Below are 7,604 nucleotides of genomic sequence, written 5' to 3'. Positions count from 1 at the left end.
GATTACGGATGTCAGGAAATTAATGGGGATAGTGACCCAAGAGTCAATTCTTTTTAATGATTCCGTATTCAATAATATAGCTTTTGGAATGGAAGGCGTATCCTTGGAGAAGGTTCAGGAGGCAGCTAAAATTGCCAATGCCCATGATTTCATCATGGACCTTGAGCAGGCTTACGAGACAAATATTGGCGAAAGAGGCGGTAAGTTATCTGGAGGGCAAAGACAACGTTTAAGTATCGCCAGAGCCGTATTGAAAAATCCTGAAATCTTAATTTTAGACGAAGCGACTTCTGCGCTTGATTCAGCTTCGGAGCGATTGGTTCAGGATGCATTGTCTAATTTAATGAAAAACAGAACTTCTTTGGTCATCGCTCATCGATTGAGCACCATCCAGCATGCGGATGAAATATTGGTGATAGAGAGTGGTAGTATAGTGGAAAGGGGTAGTCATGAAGAATTGATCCAAAAAGGTGGATTGTATAATAAACTTTCCCAAATGCAGTCTGTTTAGTATATTGTGTAAAGAAACCCTTTTAGAACGCGTTATGAAAAAAATCAACAGTGTATTTCAGCTTTTAACAGCTTTGTTTTTCGGTATAGGTTTGGTTTATTTCCTCACTTATGAGAAAATGTGGGGTGGTACCCCGATGACTGGAGAGGTAGTCTCCTGGTTATTGGCTGGTTTAGTGATCTATCTTATTACCTGGGGAACAAATTGGGGATATACCAGCAGTCTTAATAGTCGGATTAAGAAAATTGAATTGGAAAAGAAGGACCTAAAAGCTTTGGTATTTGACCTTGAAAGAGGAGAGAAAATCGGTCAAATAGAAAAGAAACCTGAGGGAATTAAAGATGATATAGAGCCTTCATCTATCAAACCAAGGGAGAATTTCAAATAGGCGATTTGCTTTATGGCTTGGAATGAATTTTTCATTTTCATTATAAATTTTCAAGAATGGTAGCCAAAACTTTTGGTAGTGCAGTCTCAGGAGTAGATGCCAAGTTGATCACCATTGAAGTAAATGTAGGTCAGGGGACAAGCTTTTTTATGGTGGGTCTTCCTGATAGTGCTGTTAAAGAAAGTCAACAAAGGGTAGAATCATCACTTAAATATTATGGCTACAGGATGCCTCGGCAAAAAGTAGTGATAAATTTGGCTCCAGCCGATATAAAAAAAGAAGGGTCGTCTTATGATCTTCCTATTGCCATTGGAATCATGCAAGCCTCGGAGCAAGTTGTCTTTCCAGAATTGGAGAAATACCTGATCATGGGGGAGCTGGCACTAGATGGTAAGTTAAGGAGAATCAAAGGAGTGCTACCTATCGCCATTGAGGCAAGGAAGAAAGGCTTCAAAGGTTTTATCCTACCTAAGGAAAATGCAAAGGAAGCTTCTATTGTAAATAATATTGATGTCATACCTGTGGAAACACTTCAGGAGGCCATTCACTTCCTTGAAGGAAAAGAAGTGATTGAGCCAATGGTGACGGATACAAGAACGCTCTTCTATGACTCCATAGAGGAGAGTGCCTTTGATTTTGCAGATGTACAAGGTCAGGAAAACATTAAAAGAGCCATGGAAATAGCTGCCGCTGGTGGCCATAATGTGATCATGATAGGTCCTCCAGGAGCAGGCAAAACCATGCTCGCCAAAAGATTACCTTCTATTTTGCCTCCAATGAGTCTTCAGGAAGCATTAGAAACGACCAAAATTCATTCAGTCGCAGGTAAATTGGGCGCCAGCTCTTCATTGATCGCACAACGTCCTTTTAGGTCTCCTCATCATACCATCAGCGATGTGGCCTTGGTAGGAGGGGGAGGGAATCCACAGCCAGGTGAGATTTCTCTATCACACAATGGGGTACTGTTTTTGGATGAGCTCCCTGAGTTTAAGCGAACAGTTCTCGAAGTAATGCGACAGCCACTTGAAGAAAGAAAAGTGACGATATCCAGGGCAAGGGTTACAGTAGATTTTCCGGCAAATTTCATGTTGATCGCCAGTATGAATCCCTGTCCCTGTGGTTATTATAATCATCCAGATAAAGAGTGCGTTTGCGGTCCTGGAGTAGTTCAAAAGTACCTCAATAGAGTGAGTGGGCCCTTATTGGACAGAATCGACCTTCATGTGGAGGTGACTCCCGTGAATTTTGACGAGATGACCTCAGACAGAAAATCGGAATCCAGTAAGTCCATCCGGCAAAGAGTGACGAGTGCCAGGGAGTTTCAGCAAGCAAGGTTTGCTGATAGTCCAGAGGTTCACTGCAATGCGATGATGCCGTCCCACATGGTGAAGGAGGTGGTTAAAATTAATCAAGCTGGCAAAACCTTACTTAAAACAGCGATGGATAGGCTGGGGCTTTCGGCAAGGGCCTATGACCGAATATTAAAAGTTTCTAGGACCATAGCAGACCTTTCTTTATCTGATGAAATAAAAGTGGAACACCTGGCAGAAGCCATTCAATACCGGAGTCTTGATAGAGATGGATGGGCAGGTTAATCCCAAAAGGTTTTGGTTACCCGAGCATTCATAAAGAAATCAAGTAGGTTTTGCTTATATTTGCCTGATCATCTGAGGAATAATCTAAAAGGTGGTGTTGAGAAGTGTCAAAATAATTGAGTTGATTTTATGTGGACTAAGGAAACGAAAATTCAAGCAGAGATGCAGATGGCAAATTCCACTTCGGTATTTGCTCCAGGATTAACGATTAAAGGAGATATTGAAGCTTTAAGTGATATCAGAATAGAAGGTGATGTTTGTGGTGATGTATCGACACCAAAAAAGATAATTATAGGCATTTCAGGTAAAGTGGAAGGAGATATAAAAGCTTCAGAAATTTGTGTGATGGGGGAAGTTTTAGGTGATCTATTTATTGAAGGTTTAGCAAGGTTTACTACTGAAGCCAAAATGCGTGGTAAAGTTTACTCCGAAAAAATAGAAATAGAGTCAGGTGCAGACATGGAAGTGCTCCTGTCTAAATATAAGAAGTATTTGAGTCAATTAAAGGAAAAGCAAGCTTCCATTCACGCTTCAAATCCCCTTATTTCTCAAAGACTATTTGATAAATCCTTAGCTAAAATGGAAGAATAGTATCACTTAAAAGGTAGCGTTAAACGCCTGATCAAGGTCTGCTATTAAGTCTTCACAGTTTTCAATCCCGACAGACATTCTTATCAGTTGATCCGGAATGCTTGCGTCGTTTCCTTGAACTTTAGACCTTCTTTCTATCAAGCTTTCTACGCCTCCCAGACTTGTAGCATCACTAAAATACTTTAATTTTCCAATCAGACGGTCAGCGTCGTCGGCGTTTCCCTCAATAAGGAAAGACAACATGGCTCCAAAATCTGACATTTGATTTTTGGCTGTCTCAAAGCCTTCGTGACTAGGAAGGCCCGGGTAAAATACTTTTTCTACTTCCTCTTTACCGTTCAAAAATTCAGCGATCTCCTTAGCATTAGAGCTGTGTGCCCTCATGCGATAGGGTAACGTCTTAATGCTTCTTGTCAATAAGTAGCAGTCCATTGGAGAAGGGACGGCCCCAGCCAATTTCTGGATATTTTTTATGCTTTCCCAAAAAGCATTTTTCTCTTTAGTTATCAATATCCCTCCTAGAATGTCACTGTGGCCACTGATATATTTGGTGCTGCTGTGCATGACTATATCTGCTCCAAGAGCAAGCCCTTGTTGGAAAATAGGAGTGGCAAAGGTGCTGTCACATGCTACAATAAGTTGATGTTTTTTGGCAATTGAGGCCAGAGACTTAATGTCCGAGATCTTCAGCAAAGGGTTTGAAGGAGTCTCGATCCATAGAAGTTTAGTGTTTGGTTTTATTACTTCTTTGACTTTTTCCGGCTGGGTTAGGTCAATGAAGTCTACCTCTATTTTTCCGGCGTATACAGTTTTAAGTAGCATTTTCATCCCATGATACATGTCATCAGGTGCGATGATGTGTGATCCGGCAGGAAGGGCTTGAAAAACAGCGTTTCCTGCTGCATTTCCTGAAGAAAATGCAGCAGCATCTGCTCCCCCTTCGAGTGATGATAAAACTGTTTCCAGAGATTTCCTGTTGGGGTTTTCCAGTCGTGTGTACAACATGGTGCCTTCCTGATGCTCAAAAGTGGTAGACAAAGTAATGGGTTGGATAACTGGTTTTAATAAGTCAGTAACTACATTCCCACCATGTACGGCAATAGTTTCAATTTTCATATTGGCTCTTGTATTGCGTTTTTTACCTTATTTACTACTTGATACAGCTGGCTTATTAACTCATCGGATTCTATCTACCGAGCGAATCAGCATCTCATCTTTTCTGATAAACCTATTGGCAACCAAATTCAATATTAGACCAAATACTATGCTGTAAAAACCTATTAAAAAGGTACCTCCTACAGCAGGGTTAAAGGTTTCATTGGCTTTATAGCTAGTATAGACCGCTGTACCTAATGTTAGCCCCATCAAAAGGGCATTGATCATATTAAGGAGCAATTGTTTTTTCCTGTTTTTATATTGTAACAGACTGAAAATGGCGATTGCGGCCGTCAATAGGGCCAATATTCCGATATAAATATTTCCGGTCTCAGAAATGATGTTTTCCTCTGGGATATCTTTGACAGTGGTATACCAGGCTGTCATTTCCATAGATTGGGTCTGCATTGGGTCTACTTGTAACCATATTGGTGACAAGGTGGAGGTAACCATTGCAATGGCTACCAATAGCAGAAATACACTTTGAACTCTTTGAATCATATTTTAATCTTTTGACAAAGAAAATGGGTTATTTGAATTTTCGCAAGGAATATTCAAAATCGAACCTGAAATTAGGGTATATTTTTATCTTTGCAGTTGAAATGAATGAATCCCTCCGCTATTTTGTAGAACTTTCTTATGATGGTAGTAACTATCATGGCTGGCAAAAACAAACAAATGCTATTTCTGTTCAAGAAGAATTGGAAAAAGCTTTGTCCACCCTTTTTCGTCAACCTATTGGTATAATGGGGAGTGGTCGTACGGATGCCGGTGTGCATGCTTTGCAACAATTTGCCCATTTTGATTTAGACATAGAATTCACAAGTGAATACTTTCTCAAAAGAATCAATGGGCTATTGCCCCCAGATATTGCTATTTTCGATGTTTTCCAGGTAAATGAAAAGGCCCATGCTAGATTCAATGCAACCTTTCGAAGATACGAGTACCACATTACTTTTAGAAAAGACCCCTTTATGACAGGAAAAGCCTGGCATTGTTATTATGACCTGGATCTTGAAGCCATGTCTAAGGCTGCTTCATTACTCCTTGGCAAACAGGATTTTGAGTGCTTTAGTAGGAGGAAAACGAATGTAAAAACATTCATTTGTGAAATTAATAATGCTTATTGGGAACAAACAAGTAACGGTTTGGTCTTTCATATACAGGCCAACCGATTCTTAAGGGGAATGGTGAGGGCGATAGTAGGGACTTTGGTTAAAGTAGGCAGAGGACACCTTGATAGTGCTGGGGTCACAGACATAATAGTCAATAAAGACCGGAATCTAGCAGGAACTTCTGCACCTCCTCAAGGATTGTTTCTGAGTAAGGTGAATTATACAGACCAAATTAATAAGTAAACTTTTAGCATATTGGGACTTGACAAAGAAAATGTAAAAAGTGGTGATATAATTGACACCAAAGTTTTAAGGAAGCTTTACAGTTTTGTGACGCCTTATAAACAAAGGTTCTATATCTTGGTGTCACTTACTTTTCTATTAGCAATATTGGCTCCCACACGGCCTTTGTTGATTCAGATGGCCATTGATGATTACGTTACACTCGGTGACGCTCCTGGGCTGTTAAAGATGATGTACTTGCTAATAGGATTATTGGTGATACATGCGGTGGTTCAATTTGGTCATACGTATCTCTCAGGGTGGATAGGTCAGGTTATCATCCGGGACATTAGGGTGAAGTTATACAAGCATTTGTTGAAAATGCGTCTAAAATATTTCGATAATACACCAATAGGTAGGTTGGTGACCAGGAATATTTCTGATGTGGAAACCCTTTCAGATGTTTTCAGTCAGGGACTGGCTGAGATTATTGGCGATCTGTTGCAATTGGTCGCTATTTTAGCTGTGATGTTCTGGGTAGATTGGAAACTTACATTGGTGAGTTTATGTACTTTGCCTCTGCTCATTATTTCCACGTATATTTTCAAAGAAAAAGTAAAAGTTTCCTTTAATGATGTAAGAAACGCTGTTTCGAACCTCAATTCTTTCTTGCAAGAGCACATTACAGGGATGAATATTATTCAAGTGTTCAATAGGGAACAAAGGGAATACGAAAAATTTCAGTCCATCAATAAGGAACATAGAAAGGCGCATCTAAAGTCCGTTATGTATTATTCCATTTATTACCCGGTTTCTGAAATAATTCAGGCAATGGGTATCGGTTTGGTAGTTTGGTATGGCGCCACTGGTGTTTTTGATATGGAAATCAAAGTTGGGGTACTTATATCATTTATAATGTACTTGCAGTTGTTCTTTAGGCCCATAAGGATGATCGCAGATAGATTTAACACCCTTCAAATGGGGGTGGTCAGCTCATCTAGGATTTTCAGTATTCTTGAGAATAATGATCAAATTTCCGATGAAGGAAATATTTCTCCTGAGAAAGTGAAAGGGGATATTGTATTTGATAAAGTTTGGTTTGCCTACAATGATGAAGAGTGGGTGTTGAAGGACATTTGTTTTGATGTCAAACATGGAACGACTGTAGCGCTGGTAGGTGCTACAGGAGCGGGTAAATCATCTGTCATTAACCTTATCAGTAGGTTTTATGATATCAATAAAGGATCAATTACCATTGATGGAAGTCCAGTAAAGGATTATGATTTGGCGACCTTGCGCAAGCATGTTGGCGTTGTATTGCAGGATGTGTTTTTGTTTTCAGATACTATTTTCCAAAACATAACACTGGGAAATCCAGACATTACAAAGGAACAAGTGCTGTATGCGGCAGAACTCGTAGGGGCAAGAAAATTTATAGAGCGACTCCCAGGTGGATTGGAGTATGATGTGAAGGAAAGAGGAGGGACATTGTCTGTAGGTCAACGGCAATTGATCTCTTTTGTCAGAGCCATGGTGTATAATCCAGAGATTATTATCCTGGATGAAGCAACTTCATCAGTGGATACAGAAACGGAAGAACTGATTCAGGGAGCAATAGAGAAAATGATGCATGGAAGAACTTCAATTATCATTGCCCATAGATTGTCGACCATTCAAAAAGCGGATAAAATCATCGTTTTGAATAGAGGAGAGATAGTTGAGCAGGGTACACATGAAGTTTTGCTAAAGAAAGAAGGCTACTATTCTCAGTTACATCAAATGCAATTGAAATCCGTTGTAGTGGACTGATTATGAAAGTGTAAAGGTTGTTTTTTACCTTAAATTCGTAAAAAAGAGCTTTGGTAATGAGTGGTCATCAGTGGTAAGGACGAGTGAAAAGATAAGGTTTTAATACTAGGTTTTTCACAAGCTTAACTTTGCCTTGTTACCTAGCTTAAATACTAACTGGTCTGATGCTCATAAGATTTGATCAATTGTTTCAAATCCTTTTGTATAATACAGGCTAA

Annotated in this window: 8 protein-coding genes; 6 read left to right on the top strand and 2 right to left on the bottom strand. The window is 39.7% G+C overall.

Going from position 1 to position 7,604, the window contains the following annotated elements; translation table 11 throughout:
* From ADICYQ_RS15230 to ADICYQ_RS26135, 4 genes are all read left to right on the top strand, one after another.
* A partial coding sequence (locus ADICYQ_RS15230) for an ATP-binding cassette domain-containing protein (RefSeq protein ID WP_152520492.1) occupies window positions 1-511 on the top strand: 511 nt, incomplete at its 5' end.
* Window positions 512-545: 34 nt separating this feature from the next.
* On the top strand, window positions 546-899 hold the full coding sequence (locus ADICYQ_RS15225; RefSeq protein ID WP_020889562.1) for a DUF485 domain-containing protein: 354 nt from the start codon (window positions 546-548) through the stop codon (window positions 897-899).
* Window positions 900-955: 56 nt separating this feature from the next.
* Window positions 956-2,494, top strand: coding sequence for a YifB family Mg chelatase-like AAA ATPase (locus ADICYQ_RS15220; RefSeq protein ID WP_020889561.1), 1,539 nt, complete (start codon window positions 956-958; stop codon window positions 2,492-2,494).
* A 129-nt stretch (window positions 2,495-2,623) separates the two neighbouring features.
* The gene (locus tag ADICYQ_RS26135; RefSeq protein WP_051160237.1) at window positions 2,624-3,085 is read left to right on the top strand and encodes a bactofilin family protein; all 462 of its coding nucleotides are present in this window, start codon (window positions 2,624-2,626) and stop codon (window positions 3,083-3,085) included.
* A gap of 6 nt (window positions 3,086-3,091) precedes the next feature.
* Here the strand turns inward: ADICYQ_RS26135 and ADICYQ_RS15210 are convergent, their stop codons facing one another.
* On the bottom strand, window positions 3,092-4,201 hold the full coding sequence (locus ADICYQ_RS15210; RefSeq protein ID WP_020889559.1) for a trans-sulfuration enzyme family protein: 1,110 nt from the start codon (window positions 4,199-4,201) through the stop codon (window positions 3,092-3,094).
* Window positions 4,202-4,261: 60 nt separating this feature from the next.
* Entirely contained in the window at window positions 4,262-4,741 is a 480-nt protein-coding gene (locus ADICYQ_RS15205; protein ID WP_020889558.1) for a DUF4293 domain-containing protein, read from the bottom strand.
* A gap of 101 nt (window positions 4,742-4,842) precedes the next feature.
* On the opposite strand from ADICYQ_RS15205, the gene truA reads away from it, so the two are divergent.
* Both truA and ADICYQ_RS15195 read left to right on the top strand, forming a co-directional pair.
* A complete protein-coding gene (truA, locus tag ADICYQ_RS15200; protein WP_040416549.1) occupies window positions 4,843-5,598 on the top strand; it encodes a tRNA pseudouridine(38-40) synthase TruA in 756 nt (251 codons plus the stop codon).
* Window positions 5,599-5,610: 12 nt separating this feature from the next.
* Window positions 5,611-7,386 carry an ABC transporter ATP-binding protein gene (locus tag ADICYQ_RS15195; RefSeq protein WP_020889556.1) on the top strand — a complete coding sequence of 592 codons (1,776 nt, stop codon included), beginning with the start codon at window positions 5,611-5,613 and terminating at the stop codon, window positions 7,384-7,386.
* The last annotated feature ends 218 nt before the right edge of the window (window positions 7,387-7,604 follow it).

Origin of the sequence: Cyclobacterium qasimii M12-11B (assembly GCF_000427295.1) — a bacterium.
GTDB classification, from domain to species: Bacteria; Bacteroidota; Bacteroidia; order Cytophagales; family Cyclobacteriaceae; genus Cyclobacterium; species Cyclobacterium qasimii.
The sequence above is the reverse complement of the archived record's forward strand: the minus strand, read 5'-3'. Positions and strand labels throughout refer to the sequence as shown.